This is a genomic window from Mucilaginibacter sp. UYNi724 (assembly GCF_054057495.1).
Window position 1 is genome coordinate 13,294 of record NZ_JBSRZI010000024.1, and the last position, 16,715, is coordinate 30,008.

Genomic DNA, 16,715 nt, shown 5'->3' on the forward strand with positions numbered 1-16,715 from the left:
TTATACAAATCTGATGAAATAAAAATCCCCAGAGCGCTCGCCGCCTGGGAATTTTAACCTAAACCTTATCACAAAAGTGGGCGGGTTGCCCACGATTTTAATGGGCGTAACATACAAAAAAATATGATATCATTAATAATTACCAGCGATGCGTATTACGATTTTTAGATCGCATAAAGTCCCGGAACATTCGTTCCTGGAAGCGTTTGTCCGCTTCTTTTTTTGATCGCTGATTATAACCCCAAATAAAGAGCACCCAGATGCCGAAACCCACCCCATAAAGCGGAAAGGGGTTTGTCGCGACCAATGCGCCCCAAAAAGCAAAGGTTGAAATGAAGCAGGAAACTATAAAATAGACAATTGTTTTCATGATGTTTAACACCTAAATATACTAATTAAATTAGTAAAATCAAAGTTTTTATTCAGTTAATTTCATAGATCCGATTGTGTTTACGTGCCTCCTGTACGTACTCCCGGATTCTGTCAATAATGTCTGACTCGGGTATGCCAACCATCCAAATTATAGGATTTTCGGCATCTGTGCTTTTCAATGTAATATTCATCAAGCCCAAAATCTGAAGGACAAAAGATTGGGTAATGACGTAATCTTTAACGCGGTATATTTCCAGCATATCCGTTCTTTTAAAGAATATACCCCGGCTGACCCTGACGACTTCCGGGGTGATGAGGTAAATGCTTTTCCGGATATACAGCAAGCGGTACCAGCCCGCAGCCAGTGTCCCGATGCTGAAAAAAACAAACAAGGGGGAAAGGTACCAGGCAAGCAGTAAAAAGATGAGGGCTAAAAAGATAATTGGCAGAATCTTGAGAACGGCAAAGCTCATTGCCGGTTTTAATAAAATTTCATTGTTTTCCATGGTGTTTTAATTGATCTAAAAAGTTGTCAAACTGGCGAGGCTTATGTGTGCGGGCCCCGGAGCGGATACCGAAGGCTTTCTCAAAAACATGGAGCGAGATACTATCCGCTGCAAATTCATGATGGCTGTTTTCGGTTTCTATGCGAATACCGGGGGTATTCAGGAACAGCCGGATATGGCGTCCAGCCAATCCGGCAGCTACCTTAATGTCGGCTAATCTTCCTAAAAGGTCGTTACCGAATACAAGAGTAAATTTTTTTTTCAGCCAGGCGGAGCGCATCCATTGTAATTGGCTGTCGTGGGGGAGGTTGCCGACGGCAACAAATGTTAGGGTGTCAATCCGGGAATAGCGGTGGCGGTTCAATGTTAAATAGGCGATTGCCTCCATTGCGCTATAGGTAATGACCACCTCATGGGTGAGGTCATTACCTGCTATCCATAAATTTGAAGTAGCGGGAACCCGGTGAAATTCATTATGGAAGCATTCCATATCGTTCCCATAATGGAACACGAGGTCGGTTACCTGAAAAAAAGCCTGGAGTTCTTCGGAAACTCCAAGCTCATTTAAAATTGCATTCATTACCGCGAGACACGGCTTTTACTATCAAATCGGATGTGATCGTTGGTCACCACAGGCCGCTCGTCTTCCATATCAGCTACGGCGTTGTAGTATCCCTGACTTAAAGAACCGGCTTCCTTTGCGTCGCGCTTTTCACCGAAGAGCGCATTCAGCCCTTTATAAACCATATAAGAAAGCCCCCCGTCAATGACGATAGAAGCGATCAAGGCCAGCTTGTTGGACCGGATGCCATTCAGGTCCGTGCCGGAATAATTGAATTTAGTCCTGTCGGCCAGTTCGACCTCCTTGCCTTTGCGGTACTTTTCTTTCTGGGCAAGGGTGAGGAATTCATTATTTACCATATCAGGTGCCATGATCTTTTCGGTGTCGGAAACGATAAACTCGCGGGTTTCCGAATCATATTCCACCAGGATCTCATTTTTGTTGCCTTTATTATCCGTCGTTGTTTTCAAGAAGTTCTCGACCTCTCCTTTTTCCAGTTGCTGCGCTTCGTTATCATCCAAAAAATCCGGTGTGTCCGGTTTTCTATAGATAGGATGGATCAAGAGATCTGTTTTACCCTGTTCATTTTGCCGTAGGGATACTTTAGCATCAATGGCCTTGATCTGTATGCCTTCTGCTTCCAGGTTTTCTAAGTGCATCAAACCCGTCCTGCGTCCTGAAAGCAGGGCTTTCAGGTCATTCACGTTCAATAAAAGCTGGCCGCCTGCTGCCAGTCCGATGGTCTCCAATTCCCGGAAAGGGAGATCATTTTCTTTAAAGCTGATCAGGTTCATATTATCTTCCTATGCTATGTGAAACTTCGTCTTCCTGCACCATGAGCTGTTGCTCCGCAGGATTATTTTTTGCCTGTACCAACGATTTGAAAAGGCCGTCGGTGGGGCTGACCTTGGTTTTACCGCCTTCCATATCTTCTACCGTGAAGGTCTTGCCTTTTTTATCCAGCACTTTGTACACGTTATTATTATAAGCGATCTCATCGCCCTTTTTTAGGGTTTGGTTCTGTGGCCGTTCCTCCTTCAGTGCTATTTTCTGCCCGATATCCAACACATAATCAAATATTTTCTGGGCATCCGCAGAAGCACGGAAAAGTTCAAAAGGCTCATCTTTCAGGATCTTTATCCAGTTATTTACATAAGCCGCGTGCTGTCCGAAATTGTGACCGATCTTCAGTTCGCTTCCCAGCATCAGGGAAGCAATTTCCGCACGCAACTCCTCGCGGGCGTAGGCTTCAGAACCGAAACGGCCTTCCATCGGACGATCCAGCCGTGTTTGATGGCCTGTCCAGTGGCCGATCTCGTGAAGGGCTACAGCGTAGTATTTGGTTTCATTTTCGAACTGCTCTTTCAGCGGTAAGCGGATCTGATCACTGGCTTTATTATAGTACGCTTCGTTTCCCCCATGAATAATATCCGCTTTGCTGTCGCTGATCAATTGTTCAGCCCGTTCAACCGGGCTCCAGGTCTGCTCACCCTGTTTTTCTTTCAGGTATTCTGCCAGTGGCGGGATTCCTTTGATCTGTTCCGCGTTAAATACCCAGGCATTGGTAATGACAGGCTTTTCATATTGTGTGGTACGGGTTTGTGTTTTACCCTGCTCATCCAGTATCTTGTTACCATCCACATCACGCATCGCCTCAATATTTGTTCTTTTAACAAAATTGATGAGGGTAGCTTTAGCGCCTTTTTCCACTTCATAGCCGGCATAGCCGGCTTGTTTGAGTGTCATCCACCGGGGATCGGTATGGCCTTGCATGGATAGCCACAAAGAGTTCATGCCCCTATAGTTTTTGTTGGTCGTTGGATTGACCGGAATGGTAAAGGCAGGCGCATCACTGTCCGTCCATGGTTTCTGGAATGGTGATGTTTCTGCCTGTAGCTCCGCGATCAGTTTGTTTGCAATCTGTTCGTGCAGTGGTTTGAAGTTTTTACTCATGATTTCTGTTAATTAAATTTTGATAGAAAAAGTCCATCGGGTCGATGTACTGTTGTTTAATGCGGATGCTAAAATGCAGGTGTTCACCTGTGACCCTGCCTGTTCCACCGGTAATGCCGATAGCCTGACCGGCTTTTATAAGTTCACCGGGCGTTATGAACAGCTGGCTCAGATGGCCGTAAACAGCGGTCACTTCCTGGTGGTTTAAAGTGATACTGACCCCAAGCAAGCTATCATAGCTTGCGTTGCTGACCGCACCATCCATGATGGCATAAACCGTATCTGATCTTGCCCGGAAATCGATGCCGTTATGAAAAGTATAGTTCCCGGTCAGGGGGTGCCTGCGATAGCCAAATGAGGAGGTGATATACAGATTTTTAAGGGGCAGGCAGATCATGCAGAAGCTGATCAGTATTTTCATCTGGAATAGGATTTTTGAAGTGCTATGGCCTGGCCCGGCTTCACCGGTTCCAATGCCGTGTTGCTTATGCGTTGATTCTGCTGTACAATTTCCAGTGCCTGCCATTCCGCTTTGCCAGTCCCCCTATCCTGGAGCATCGTGATTTTATACAAATCTTTATAGTCGTCACCGCGTATTTCCGAACCATTATCCAGGAGTTCAGCAAGTATGTCTTCTTTACCTTTCAGGCGAAGCAGTGCGTCGGGATGGTAAATGGCTTCCTGCCCATTGTCAAAGGCCACATAGATCTCTTTATCATGCAGGCTTTCATAATTTACCAGCGCGATCTTCCCCTGTCCTTGTGCAGGATCGTTTTTTAGATCAGGGCTGACCATAACCAGCGTGCCGTTTAAACTTTCATTTTTCATTTTATTTGGTTTTTGCTTTTGGTGAATTGGATGGCAGCGAACGGAATTGGAGCACCAGATCCTGTACTTCCTGGCTGATCTTATTGAAGTTCTGCCTTAGTCTTTCATCCCGCTGCCCGTTAAAATCGTAGAAAGCGGGTAGCGGCCGGTAATTCTTTTCCTCCCCCGAGATCGCTGCCATATCCAGGTTGATCCTACAGTTGACAGCGGATGTTTCAAATTGCCCTGTAAATTTCTCCTGCGCATCTGCGGCGATAACGCCGACCATTTCGCCCGCGTTGAGAGAGGCTATTTTGCCCGCAGGAATGAGCACCTCCAGTTTTTCGTTAAGAGATGTAGAGGTTTTATTACGGTCGATGGAAAGTCCCTCGCCGATCTGCTTGGATTTACCCAGGATGCGTTCGAGCCACTCCAGGGTTTCTTTGTTGCGCACAGAACCGGACAGCACGTTACCGATAACAGAAGTGATGGTTGCAGCGGTATCCTTTCCGTATTGCTGGTTGAACTGCGGCAATTCCTGTAACCCCATCAGTACCGCTACCTTATTACTCCTGGCTGTAGCGATCAGGTTTTCCACTTTGTGTACAAACAAGGTGGGCACCTCGTCAATAATGAGCGCTGAAGGCAGGTTGCCTTTGGTGTTGATCAGTTTCGTCAGCCGGTTGATCACAATAGAATAGCAGGCCGAATTTATATTCTGCGTATTGGGGTCATTCGCCAAGACGAGTATGCCGGGTGTGTTTTTATCCGATATCTTCAGGTTAAAATCGTCACCGGAAAACACCCAAAAAGTTTCTTTGGTGGATAGGCGGCTGATAAAGATCTTCAGCGTTCCCACCTGTCCTTCGAGCTGGTCAAAAGCTTTGGCCTGGTAGGCGCTCATGAAGGGAGAGAGCAGGGAACGCAGTTCCGGCTCGGATACCAGCACATTAAATATTTCCTCGTAAGTACAGTTAAGCAAAGCGAGTACATGGGGCAGGCTGGAATATTTGCCGTTGGCATATTTGCTGAGAAAGTAAATGCAGGAGGCCAGGAAGTTGATAGCCGACTGAGTAAAAAATTGATCGCTTCCGCCGGAACGGTCACCTTTTTTCAGCGCTTCTACCAGTCCTTCCGCTGTTTCTGCCGCATCTGCCAACGAGCGTATATAATCTGCCCGCCAGGGGTTGATGCGCCGGCTGTTTTCAGGGTCGTTCAGGTTGAGCACATGAAAAGCATAACCTTTCATTTTACCTTCCTGCTTAGCTTTCAGATAGTGGTAGTAAGCGATCTGTCCTAAGTCAGGGAACTTGAAATCATAGAGGCAAACAGCGAACTCCTTGGCGATCAGCTGCCTGATAAAAGGGTTAACGACGGAAAAGCTTTTACCAGATCCTGGGGTACCTATTACAATAGTACCACGAAACACATTACAGATATTGATCCATCCCTGCCGCACTTTGCGTTCATGATAAAAAAGCATAGGGATATTGACCGAATAAGGGGTTTCCACCTTTTTAACGGGTTGCATAAAGCTTTCCGCTTCGGTATTCCACTTATCCTTCCCGAGCCCGGACTTAATCATTTTAGAGATATTGTCCATAGACAGGCTGACCAGCATGGCTCCGATGAAAGAGCAAATCATGTAGATCAAATCATACCATCTCGTGTATGCGCACGCGATGGGTGAAGCCCTGCCCCGGCAGGCGATGCTTCCGAAAAACAACAGCAAACCGAAAACTAAGGGGTAAATGATGTGTTTTTGAGGATCGAGATCTGTTTCCTTTTTTGACAGGGTTCCTACACTTACCAGGCAGATCAATGTAAATGTGGCCAGCTTGCTGTAGATGAGCTTGCTGTAAATCACGATATGCGCAAGCTTGTCCAGCGGGGTAAAAAAAACGCCCCAGAACGGGGCGTTGTGATAGACGAAGATCGCGGCTTCTAAGAGTATAGAAATATAAATACCACATTGCAGGAAGCCATGCAGCTTCTGCTGTTCCCGTGTTTCTTCCATAAGTTGTTTGGTTTTTTAATGGAATGGAAGGAGCGCTTCGCTTTCTTCCATAAATAATGGTTTTATCAGCTATTTAAAAGCTGACGAAGAAGAAGGTCAGCGTCCGAAACCGTTTGCCGGGTAATCCCGCTGCCCGAAAGCCGGTAAGCGTAGCGGTCGCAGGTTTTCCGAATGATCGAGTGTCTCTTCCGGTTCCGCTTCCTGCTGCTTTTCAGCGATCTTCCGGCTGATCTCCTGTTCCAGATTTGCCAGTTCAATTTTTAAGGCTACCAGCTTTGCTTCCTGCTCAAACGGCTTTTGGGTCAGTTCACGAATAACCGGTATTTCCTTTTCCAGCGCTGTCAATTTATCCCGGTATTTGATCATCAGGGAACTGACATTATCGATAGCGTTCAAAAAGTATCTGGCGGCAGTTTTAGGATTATCGGTATTCGGGATGCCATTATTACGCATATACTTAATACCAGTAGCATCGCTTTCCGCATACAGGCTGCTCACATACTCATATTTACTACCCTGTTCGGTTTGAACCCAAGCCAATTGCCGGTTTACATAAAGGCTAAACCCATACAATTCGCCGAATTTATAAGTTGAATCATCCGCGGTTCCAGGTTTCCAATTTTTGTAGAAGTCAATAACCTTTTTGCCTATGGCTACCGGGTCAGCTTCTGTTTTATCCGGCATTATTACGGGATTCAGCTTATTCCCTTTTGCATCCTGCCGCAGTACTTTAAGATAGGCTGCTTCATCGGATATAAGCTTTTCAAGCGTAGAAGCGGTTCGAGCTTTTTTTTGCTCCGTGTCTTCCAATAAGTAACGGCTCCGCGCCACATCTTTAAAATGGGAGGATTTATTACCCTCTAATTCAGCTACCTTCTTTTCCACTTTTGTTTTTTCCAGCAGGGAGGTATCACCGGAAAGGATAGCGATATATTCAGAGAAATTCATGCCGCTCTGTTCATCCATGGTGCCTTCATCCAAAGTGCGGACACTCAGCTCACTTTTCTTCATTTGACTGATAAACGTCTGTTTGTTCTTTAACAGATTGAACTTGTAGTTGTCCAGCGACTGCTCTACCGCATAGATATAGTTCCTGACTTTGTTGCCAAAAAACATTTTTGCCAACCAGTTACCCTGCCTTGCGCCGCGGCCATCCCGTTGTTCCAGTTCGGATGGTTTCCAGGGGATATCCAGGTGGTGCATAGCCACTACGCGCTGTTGCACATTCAGGCCCGTACCGGCTTTTTCGGTACTTCCAATAAGTACACGGATCGATCCGGCATTCATTTTACGGAACAGTTCAGGCTTTTGCCTGTCCGTCCAGTTATGGATAAAAGTGATCTCCGCGGCGGGGATGTCAAAGTCGTTCACCAGCTTATCCTTCAGCGCGTCATAGATGTTAAAGCTATCAGGTTTGGGTGTCCCGATATCACTGAATATGATCTGCGTACCCTTATGTTCGGTACTTTGGCGGTATTCCATGGCCACGTTACTGGCGCAGATACTAACCTTGTTACCGGGATGGTCGCCATAGCGGCTATCACTGATCAGCCGCATATCCACTGCCATTTTTTTTGCGTAGTTGGTGGCGATCAGCATCCGTCCAAGGTCTTCAGTCGCGGTCAGCGGCTGCCTGCCGATCAGCGTGGCATCCCCGGTTTTAGCAAACTTCATCAGCCGCCGGGTAAAGTCCTGTTGTTCCGGCGTTGGCGGGATATTGACCAGCACCTCATCAATGACCGGTTTATCCAGGCTGATATGAACTGCCGTTTTATAATCGGTTATCTCGTTATAAAACCGGGCCAGTTCAGGCACTTTAATAAAGTAGCGGAAGCGTTCTTTTGCCCGGATCTCATTGGTTACGCTGAACTCAAAATCAACCGTTTTACGCGCATACACTGCCGCCCAGGCATCAAAGTTGCTGATCTGCTGCCGTTCCATTTCATGAGGGCGAAGGTACTTAAAGATCAGGTACATTTCTGTGAGGCTATTGGAGATCGGCGTACCGGAAAGAAAGGTCACGCAGAGGTCGGCGTTGAACTTCTCCTGCAATGTCCTTATGGCAAAAAGCATGTTCAGGGCTTTCTGACTGCCCGCCATATTCCCCAGCCCGGCCACGCGGTTATGCCTTGTGGTAAACGTGAGGTTCTTGAACTTGTGGGACTCATCTATAAACAGGTGATCGACTTCCATTTCCTGAAAGTTGATGCCGGTATCTTTCCGGTTATCTATCGCGTAGAGCACAGCGTTGAGTTGTACGTTCAGATTATTCTTACGGATCTCCAGGCCTTTGAGCATGGACTTATTGATGGCTACCCCTAATGTGCCCAGCGTATGCAGGTCACGGGTCACATTGTCCAGTTCCGTTTGAAATATCTCCCGCTGTATTTCGGGCGACTGCGGGATCATGCCAAACTGGTCATGCGTCAGGATAACACAATCCCAGTTATTATTTTTGATCTCATGAAACAGCCGCTGGCGGCGGGCTGGCAGGTAATCATTTTCACCCGGTGCCAGTATCCGCGCGTTCGGATAAGCTAAACGGAATGTATCCCTGATGGCGCTGACGTTCGCTTTTAAAGCGAGGATCATCGGTTTATGAATGATACCCAGCCGTTTCATTTCAACGGCTGCAACGATCATGGTCAACGTTTTACCCAGGCCTACTTCATGGTCAACCAATGCGCCCCGGTTCTGAATGATGCGCCAGGCGGCGTCTTTTTGCGAGCTGTAAAGGTCCGGTATATCCAATCCTTCGAGGTCAAGCCCCGGGAATTTCAGGTGGCTCCCGTCGTATTCGCGGAGCACATAGCAGTTAAAGGTGTCATTATATAACTTTTCTATCCGCTGCTTATCCTCCGGGGGAAGTTCGCGCAACCATTCCGTGTAACGGTCACGGATACTTTCGATCTTCCGGTGAGCCGACTGTATGGCTTCGGTATCAGGGTAACGTTTGATTTTGCCGTCGATCTCGACGGGATAAGTAATATGCGGTGCCGTATTTTCCAGCGCGTGTTCCAGTAAGGTGCGGCCGGTCAGCTTGTCACTTTGTTTCGGCACTACCGCGAATTCCTCATCGGTGGTGGTATTGCCTTTTCCGTAGGTAACTTTAAAGGTATCTATCGATGGGAAATAGTTGATCTCCGTATCCAGCTTAAACAGGTCAGTTGCAAAACGCTCATAATAAGTGACCGGGAGCCAGCGCTCCCCGAGATTGAAATCCAGCAGTTCAAAGGGTATCTTATCCGGCTGTACCCTGCGGATAGCCGTCAAACTTCGTAATAGCTGAAAGTTCTCCGGCTCATCTTTTACCGCCTGCTCCGCGACCTGCAATTTGGCAACCACATTCCCCGATAAATAATTATCGGTGGTTTCCCAACAGTTACGCTCGGGATTAAACAGGATCTGCTTTTCCAGTTGGTAAATGACATCCGCTTCGGATAAACCTGTTATCTCAGTGATCAAATCTAAATCGACCCTGCCCAGATCATTCAGGCAACGGGCCAGGGCATCCGCCGGATCTGTTGTTTTGAAAGCAGCTTCCTGTGGAAATACCGGGCCGTCAAAGATATCCGAGCGTACGAACTTGTCGTTCTCCTTTAACTCCAGTGAAGCAATTATCTTAAAGCCAAAAGCAGCATCCGAAAGGATACGGGAACGGTTAAAGGCCCTGTTCAGCTCACCGTTTTTTTCAATAAAGGTGTCATAGTGCTGGTTAAGGGCTTTACGCAGTTCCGGGTACTGAACTTTATTTTCCGCTTCCAAAACTGAAAGTTGCAGATAGGTGTCCCGCAACAAAATATAATTACGGTAAAAAGTCGGGTTATCCTGAACATCCAGCGGCTTAAATTCCGCTTCGCCGTTATTGGGTTCCGCGATCAACCCGGCACGGCCTTCAAAAAGCACCAATGTGCCTTTTTCATAAAACGGCTTCAGATCGGTAAAGGCCTTGGGGCGGTCAGGAGAGATCTTAAATGAAGGTTCCAGGCTGGTATCGCCTTCATAGCGAAAATCGTACGCAAAGTATTTAAGCTTGGCGGCCAGTACATCTAATTCATTACCTAAGGATTGCCCGGTGAGCCATTTTGCAGATACGGAGATCTCCGCTACGTTACTGTATAATTTATAAAGGTAGCGGTTACTGGCTTTTGCTCGGGCGGTAAGCATAATGATGCTGTCGTGCGACGGTTTGGCTGTTGTTCTTATGGTGCTGATCAGTCGGGCGGTACTGCCGTCTATGGTGAACCGGTCATTATCGTCCAGATAAGACTGGGCCTTGTTGTTATTCGCTACAGGAGGCGCATCAAACAAACCCAACTGTCCTACCGCGTTACTATCAGTTACTTCAGGTACAGGTAAAAAAGTAAACTTTCGACCCGCTGATTGCTGCCGGCTGAAGCTAATGGCTTGCCATTTGACATGATCGAAGTTTTCATGAAAACCCCGGTAAACCTGCAATTGCAGTTCCCTGGCAATATCAGCCATATCCCCATTGTGCCAGATGGTGAGGTTAGCCTGTCCGTAAGCATTGGTATCTTCAATGACCTCATCGCCCAAGGCGAGTTCGGGATGGTTCAGCAGGTAGGCATTGATATGATACTTACCCTTACTGCCGGCTTGCTCGATCGTACCGATCAGCTGGCTTTCCGCTTCGGTCAATGTTTCCTTAGCGTCGTTTTTCTGTACGATAATGAGATGCGTACCGACTTCCACGTTGGCATTTTCTTTCATCAGGTTAGCGGGCAATACCGATACACTGACCAGATCCGCTGAAGTAAACAAGTATTTACGGGCAGTATCGTTAGACGGGGTATTCAAAAATCCGTCGGTTACCAGGTAAGCCAGTAAGCCGCCATCTGCCAGCTTATCCAGCCCCTTGGCAAAAAAGTAGTTATGTATCGGGGATGAGATCCCGCTGCTGTTAAATGCAGGGTCGTGTACGGAAAAATTACCGAAGGGAATATTACTGATCACCAGGTCGGATTGCGCTTTTTCATTCGGGGCGGTTTCTTCCAGCCCTTTTACCTGAACTGTTATCTTATTACTGATGGACTGGCCCAGTACGGTCAATATCTTACCGGTGAGGATGTCTTTCTCGACCGCGGTTACTGCTTCCAGGTTTGGAAACGCATTGACAGCTCCGGTAACAAAAACGCCCGCCCCTGCACTGGTTTCATAAAGCCTGCGCGGAAAAACACTGTTCTCAGTGAGTGCCTTATAAATCGCATCCGGGATAAATTCCGGTGTGTAAAATGCTGTATTGACACTGTTGATCAGTGAATCAAACGCGCGTTTGTAATCCTTTTCCGAAAGCTTTTCTCGAAGCAGCTCATGGAGCTGCATCACCTGCGGCCAAAGCTTGAGGTCGGCCTGTGATATATCAAATTGCTGCCAGTCGTCCTCCTTGCCTGCCGGAAACAGCACCGCTTTAATGCCGCCGAAACCGGCATAGTTCCTTAAGATCTTTACTTCATTTTCAGATAATTGCTGTCCAATGTAATTCAGGGCGATACCGATGGCGGAGATATTACCGGCCAGTTTTTTACTGCTGTTAAATGCCATTTCATACCTCCTCTAAATAATTTGCTATCGTTCCTATTACCTCATATTTGAGGAACCTGTCGTCCTCGTCCAACCCTTTCAGCAGGGGTGCGCATACCTCGATGATATTGGTGAGCTCGTAATGCAGTATGCCGAGATTGATAAAGCGCAGGTAGGCCGCGAGGAATTCTTCCTCCAGGATCAGCCTCACGTAGTCATAGGCCATCAGGGTTGTCATAAGCAATCAGTTAGGTAGGGTATCCGCATCCAGGATATCCTGGTAAGAGATTTTCAGGGCCATTACGCGCCCCGATATTTGCTTTTCGCTCATTTCCACCAGCAGTACCTTGTTCCCGGGGAAACTCATCTTTTTGAATACGAAGATGTTCCGGTAGGTTCTGGCAAAAGCAGGGATATCAAACAGGATATACTCCGGATGAAGTTCCACCGTTTGAGCGTTGGCGGCTTTAGTGACTTTTTTATCATCGATTTTAAACCGCATATCTGAAATGTCATATTTCAGGTTGGTTTTGTTACGGTAACCGATATCGAGAAAGAGGTAGTCGCCCATCGTATAGATATGGTTCAATTTTCCTTCTATCCCGAACGCCTTTACCTTTTCCATGTGTTTGTCCGGCTTTCGGGCGACAAGGTTTAAAGCCATAGCTTTGAGTTGATTCTGTGAAAAGCCGATCCCGGCAATATCCAATGGTCGCGTGTCGGCAGGTGCAATGTTTATTTCTGTAGAGGTAATACCGTTACCCGGTACCAGGTGATATTGCGCAATAAACTTTTCACCTGCGATGGTCAGAACAGCATCCTCAAATTTTGATAAGGAATCTTTCAAACGAATGCGGAACACATTTTTAAGGGGCAGGTCGCCGGTCAGTTGCTTGCTGGAAATATCCACGTACTGGATGGGTTCCGGCGATACGAAATGAATGGTCAGGTTTGCAGGCAGGTACACCACCGGCAGATCTTGTTGCGCATAAACGGCTGGGGCGATCAGCATCGCCACGTAGATTAATAACTTTTTCATGAAGAGAATTTTTGATTTAAGAAAATGAGTGATATGCAGCCTTAATAGGATTTCTGCGTGTTTTGCAAGGCATCGCTGTCAATCAGGTAGATAAAAGAATTGTATTTCATTTTTGCCTTGTTTTTGCGGATGAGCCCGGCAATGGCGGAAGAAGTAGATTGAAATATTTTATCTACAGAACTCATGATAAACTGGTTGCCTGTGGAATTACCATCAATGGTCACACCCTGAACCGCATTACTGCCGAGGTCCCTGGTAAATTCCCGGAACGCGGAGGAAGGGACATACAGGCCCGGCATCCCGTCCAGGTCATAGATATCCAGTTTAACAGGCAGTATTTTCCCCTCAGATAAAATGGTATTGATGGAGAGGGTTACGCGCTGCTCTGAAAAGCCGCTGATCTGCGCAAAAATATAAGTGCCTTTTTTAATGAGGTTATTACCTGCCCTGATATCTTCCAATAGTTTCAACCGTAACCGGGAACCGGCGTATCCTGTCGCATTCTCATCTATTACGGCCGTGATGAATTTATCCTCACCCGGTGGTTTTACGGTGTTGAAGTCAGCAGAAGAAGCATCTGCCTTAGACACTTTAAGTTTCAACTCGTTAGCTTTTTGGAAAGCAGCTTTATCTGCAGCCTGCTTTTTAAGTTGCTCCGCTTTGTAGGCAGGATCATTTTGTTTGTTGATGCTGTCCATATAAGCCATCTGCTGTTTGAAAACCTCCATCGGGTCTTTTTCTTTCGGCTCGGATGGCACCGCTCTTTGTTTTTGTTGGCGTACCAAGGCAGGTAGGGCACGCGCTATTGCCCGGTCATGACTTTCGGGCTGGGGCAGATTATATTTTGCCTTCATCGCCCGGTCGATAGAATCAAGGGTTTGTTTTTCCTTACTGCTATACCGATCCTGGAAAGCAGCATTGCTGGATACTTCCTTGGGAATGACGTTAACAGCAGAATAGCCGTTGGCCTCTTTGTAGGTGTTACGGTACGCATCCAGCTTACCGGCCAGGTTTTTTTTACGCACATCTGCAGATACATTCCCTACGTTTCCGTTTAAGCCGGCTTCCTGCTTTATGTCGGGCTTAGGTTTGGAGAATCCGCTGTGCCAAGCATAAAAGAAAAGGCACAAAAATGGCAAAGCGAGTGCCGGCAGCACATATTTAGGCTGTTTAAAATTGATTTTCATGATGATTTATTTAAGGGTGTGATGGATCTGTTGCAGGCGGTCGAGCGCGCTGTCCAGCAGGAGTGTATCCGCATTGGACAACTGCTTTTTGGCGGTTAAGCTATCGACAAGGCGCTTTAGCCTGATGGTTTCCCGCAGTTTTCCGGTTGCCTGCATAATCTGTTCAAAGCCGTCTGTTGCCGGGTTGCCGTGGGGTTTTACCATAACGGCTACCACCTTTTCGGATTGACGGAAAACCGTAAAGGAGAGCGCAATGGAAATGAGTAACGCGACGATCATTCCTCCAAAAAACAAGCGGGGGTAGTTAGTAGCGGCCAAGCGGAAACGTCCGGCTGCTTTCGTAAAGTAAGGCTGAAATTCTTTTTTGATCTCACTGAACAGCGTATCCCTTGGATCGCGGTTAGAATGTATTTTTCTCCACATCTTCAAGGTCTTTATTTTCCAGTGTCTTCCATCCGGTGATCAGTACACCATGCGGGTTATTGTCGCTTCGGGGGATATCTTTGAGATAACCTTCGGTGATCAGCGAGCGCACCACCGTCGAACTTCGGCGGTCGATCTTCAGTTTACCGTAGTACCTGAAATATCGTTTGGGGATATCAAGCGCAATGGAATCTGTTTCAAGGGTCAGCACAGAACTTGATGAAAGTATCGAGTTGAAAAACCCCTTTTCTTTCAGGTCGTTATATTGTTGCATCCCCGTTTCATCAATCAGGTACATGGCCTTTTTCATTTGATATTCCATGTAATTATCATCCGGTGTAAGGGAGAAGAAAAGGGAGTGAAAAAGGTCAACATGGGCGCGGTATTCTGCGGGGCGGTTGAGTTGCATATCGGTTTGCCGGGCCAGGATGGGAACGTTATTATCCAGCAGGTAAATACTCTTCTGCGCATTGGATACCATTCGGTACGCACATACGCAATTGATAGCTACTATACCCAGCGATGTCAGGAGGCTGCCGACAGCTACAATGGTCGCGAGCCTGATTTTGGCTTCTATGTTTTTTATGATCATCTTAATGTGAATAAAAAAAGCCGCTATGAACGGTAGCGGCCTAAATGGAAATAATAAAATCTAACTGCGTATTAAAAGAAACTCCCGGATGCTTTTCGGGCAACACTCATTACGGTGCCGGCACTTCTTCCGAATGTTGAAGCGGCAGAGCTGATCCCCGATGTGGATATGATCCAGGTAGAGATACTGGGAACCGTAAACATACAGATGGCTCCGATAATAAAAACGATGATCACCGTCCCAAAAGAAAGGATGCCGTTACCGGCAAATACAGCCATTTTACCAATATCCGCGCTTAAACCATCTTTGCCTACTAATTCCTGGTATTTGCTGATCTCTGAGGTAAGGGCATATTCCTGCATGAGCCCGGTGAGGTACATGATCAGGTAAGCGATCCCGGAATACAGGTTCACGGAAACAAAGCGTGCGATCCAGGTGCTGAAGCTATCCCTGAAAGCGGGCAGGATGCTTACCGCCACGGCAAAGGGGCCGAGAATGATCAGGATGCTGGAATAAATGATCTGCAGCATGAATATGATGTAAACAGCAAGGCGCAGGATCCAGATCCCCATCAACTCCAGCAGCTGTGTAAGTAATAGCTGCAATCCTACAGTCAAGCGGTTTTTGAGTTCCAGTAAGGGAGATACGACCGTACTTATTCCCTGTTTAACTGTACTGCTGACCGCGTCCCATGCCTGCCCGTACCAGGTGTCACTTTCTTTTTCGGCGACTTCTGTCTGCGCCTGAAAGGTATATAAGGAGTTTGCGACCGCGAGGATCAGGTCAGACCTTTTCAGCCGCAGATCATTGACGATATTCTGCTCACTGTTAAACATTTCTTCCGTCCGGACGGTAACGAGGTCTGTTGGAAAAGCAATGACCTTTACAAAAATACCCCACCATAAAATAACCATCGCCAGGCCGAAAGGCCGGAGCAGGGGCATGATCTCCATCTTTTTGTCGCCGACCATCATCTCGTAAGATTTGATCGCAAAAAAGATGATCATAAATATGGCCGATAGTGCTTTGGCATCTGTAATAAAAAGATCGAAATGTGACCAGATAGACAATTTCAAGCCTTTAAGAAAAGCCATGACACCTGTTTCGTAAACACCATCGCCCTGCAAAAACTGAAGTGTTTTGCCGTTATCAGGATTTGAGGCCGTTTGCGCAAATACTGCCGTCACACCCAGTGACAGCAGTAGCATTAAAGAAATCTTCTTTTTCATTGTACGTGCTGTAAAACTTTGTTTGCTATTTCAACGTCGGCATGTGGTGTCCAAACCGGTACCAGCGCCTGCCCGTTTTTCAAAGCCTGTTGTCTTTTAGTCATATCCAGGGTAGTTTGCGCCGAAGATGTTCGGATAGCCCAAACACCGGCAAGCTTCCGGTACTCCATTAACAGGCGATGATAGGCCAGTATTCGTGATCCTCTGTCCATATCTGCTGAACGTGCCCCCTGCACCCGTTCCTTCAGCCGGTCAAGTGCATTTTTATACCAGGCGTACAATCCTTCATTAACCAGTTTTTCCGTCACCTGCGGCGATAGGCCTGCGAGGATAGAAACCATAGAGTTTTCAAGTACCGGCTTTAGTTCGTTACCGTAGTAAAGCAGCCATAAGGTTGATATTCCGGGGATGTTGACCACCTGATTCCGTGGCAAATTGACCAGGCAATTAGCTGGCGAACGATAGCAGCGAGAGCTGTAAAAGCGTT

15 protein-coding genes and 1 pseudogene are annotated in these 16,715 nt (G+C 47.0%); all 16 read right to left on the bottom strand.

Going from position 1 to position 16,715, the window contains the following annotated elements; translation table 11 throughout:
- Positions 1 to 139: 139 nt before the first annotated feature.
- Entirely contained in the window at positions 140 to 370 is a 231-nt protein-coding gene (locus ACVW0P_RS21470) for a hypothetical protein (RefSeq protein WP_457133876.1), read from the bottom strand.
- Between the two features lie 52 nt (positions 371 to 422).
- Complete coding sequence (locus tag ACVW0P_RS21475; RefSeq protein WP_457133877.1) at positions 423 to 878, bottom strand: PH domain-containing protein; 456 nt, start codon at positions 876 to 878, stop codon at positions 423 to 425.
- On the bottom strand, positions 865 to 1,458 hold the full coding sequence (locus tag ACVW0P_RS21480; RefSeq protein ID WP_457133878.1) for a hypothetical protein: 594 nt from the start codon (positions 1,456 to 1,458) through the stop codon (positions 865 to 867). The genes ACVW0P_RS21475 and ACVW0P_RS21480 overlap by 14 nt, the downstream gene beginning before the upstream one ends.
- Entirely contained in the window at positions 1,458 to 2,234 is a 777-nt protein-coding gene (locus tag ACVW0P_RS21485; protein ID WP_457133879.1) for a DUF4099 domain-containing protein, read from the bottom strand. The genes ACVW0P_RS21480 and ACVW0P_RS21485 overlap by 1 nt, the downstream gene beginning before the upstream one ends.
- A gap of 1 nt (position 2,235) precedes the next feature.
- A complete protein-coding gene (locus ACVW0P_RS21490; RefSeq protein WP_457133880.1) occupies positions 2,236 to 3,393 on the bottom strand; it encodes an ArdC family protein in 1,158 nt (385 codons plus the stop codon).
- Positions 3,386 to 3,814 (bottom strand): M23 family metallopeptidase, encoded by a 429-nt coding sequence (locus tag ACVW0P_RS21495; RefSeq protein WP_457133881.1) that lies wholly within the window; start codon positions 3,812 to 3,814, stop codon positions 3,386 to 3,388. Before ACVW0P_RS21495 ends, ACVW0P_RS21490 begins: the two co-directional genes overlap by 8 nt.
- Positions 3,811 to 4,188, bottom strand: a complete 378-nt coding sequence (locus tag ACVW0P_RS21500; protein ID WP_457133882.1) for a hypothetical protein — start codon at positions 4,186 to 4,188, stop codon at positions 3,811 to 3,813. The genes ACVW0P_RS21495 and ACVW0P_RS21500 overlap by 4 nt, the downstream gene beginning before the upstream one ends.
- A gap of 34 nt (positions 4,189 to 4,222) precedes the next feature.
- Positions 4,223 to 6,217, bottom strand: a complete 1,995-nt coding sequence (locus ACVW0P_RS21505) for a type IV secretion system DNA-binding domain-containing protein (protein WP_457133883.1) — start codon at positions 6,215 to 6,217, stop codon at positions 4,223 to 4,225.
- Between the two features lie 96 nt (positions 6,218 to 6,313).
- On the bottom strand, positions 6,314 to 11,779 hold the full coding sequence (locus tag ACVW0P_RS21510) for a helicase-related protein (protein ID WP_457133884.1): 5,466 nt from the start codon (positions 11,777 to 11,779) through the stop codon (positions 6,314 to 6,316).
- A 1-nt stretch (position 11,780) separates the two neighbouring features.
- The gene (locus ACVW0P_RS21515) at positions 11,781 to 11,996 is read right to left on the bottom strand and encodes a hypothetical protein (protein WP_457133885.1); all 216 of its coding nucleotides are present in this window, start codon (positions 11,994 to 11,996) and stop codon (positions 11,781 to 11,783) included.
- A gap of 6 nt (positions 11,997 to 12,002) precedes the next feature.
- On the bottom strand, positions 12,003 to 12,797 hold the full coding sequence (locus ACVW0P_RS21520; protein WP_457133886.1) for a DUF4138 domain-containing protein: 795 nt from the start codon (positions 12,795 to 12,797) through the stop codon (positions 12,003 to 12,005).
- A gap of 41 nt (positions 12,798 to 12,838) precedes the next feature.
- Complete coding sequence (traM, locus tag ACVW0P_RS21525; protein WP_457133887.1) at positions 12,839 to 13,984, bottom strand: conjugative transposon protein TraM; 1,146 nt, start codon at positions 13,982 to 13,984, stop codon at positions 12,839 to 12,841.
- Between the two features lie 6 nt (positions 13,985 to 13,990).
- On the bottom strand, positions 13,991 to 14,407 hold the full coding sequence (locus tag ACVW0P_RS21530) for a hypothetical protein (RefSeq protein ID WP_457133888.1): 417 nt from the start codon (positions 14,405 to 14,407) through the stop codon (positions 13,991 to 13,993).
- A complete protein-coding gene (traK, locus tag ACVW0P_RS21535) occupies positions 14,385 to 14,999 on the bottom strand; it encodes a conjugative transposon protein TraK (RefSeq protein WP_457133889.1) in 615 nt (204 codons plus the stop codon). Before traK ends, ACVW0P_RS21530 begins: the two co-directional genes overlap by 23 nt.
- A 71-nt stretch (positions 15,000 to 15,070) precedes the next feature.
- Positions 15,071 to 16,228, bottom strand: coding sequence for a plasmid transfer protein (locus tag ACVW0P_RS21540; RefSeq protein ID WP_457133890.1), 1,158 nt, complete (start codon positions 16,226 to 16,228; stop codon positions 15,071 to 15,073).
- Positions 16,225 to 16,715 (bottom strand): annotated as a pseudogene (locus ACVW0P_RS21545) (hypothetical protein); the annotation flags it as partial. The pseudogene ACVW0P_RS21545 and the gene ACVW0P_RS21540, both read right to left, overlap by 4 nt.